The 570-nt window shown below is 68.6% G+C and carries 1 protein-coding gene; it reads right to left on the reverse strand.

The annotated features are described in order from the left end of the window. Positions 1-570: carbohydrate ABC transporter permease (locus TN53_RS41905; protein ID WP_046264150.1), on the reverse strand; the 570-nt coding region annotated here is incomplete at both ends.

Below are 570 nucleotides of genomic sequence, written 5' to 3' on the forward strand. Positions count from 1 at the left end.
ACACGCGCAGTCCGCGGATCGCGGCGAGTGTGAGGACGATGCTCAGGGCTGGACGGATCGCGGGCAGGGTGACGTGGCGCAGCCGCTGCCAGAGCGAGACGCCGTCCATCGCCGCGGCCTCGTACAGCGTGCGGTCCACCCCGGCGAGGCCGGCGAGGATGATCACCATGTTGTACGGGGCCCAGATCCAGATGCCCATGACCATCGTCGAGTACAGGGCGAGGTTCGGGTCGTCGAGGTACTGCACGGGGCCGAGCCCGAGCAGATGGAGGCCGCTGTTGAGGAGGCCGTCGGAGGTCGGGTAGTACATCAGCCGCCACAGCTCACCGACGACCGCGGTGGCGGGGACGGGGGGGGGGAAGACCGCGGTACGGATGAACTTCAGAGAGCGTGCCTGGCCTTCGAGGAGCAGGGCGAGGACGAAGCCGAGGAGGATCGCGCCGAGCGACTGGCCGATGCCCAGGACCAGGGTGTGTCCGATGGCGTCCTGGAAGCGGTGGTCGCTCAGGACCCGGGTGTAGTTGTCGAGGCCGGTCCACTTGTCGCCGAGGAAGGGGCGTACGTCTTGGA

The sequence above is a fragment of the Streptomyces sp. WM6386 genome, from assembly GCF_000972385.1.
Lineage (GTDB): Bacteria > Actinomycetota > Actinomycetes > Streptomycetales > Streptomycetaceae > Streptomyces.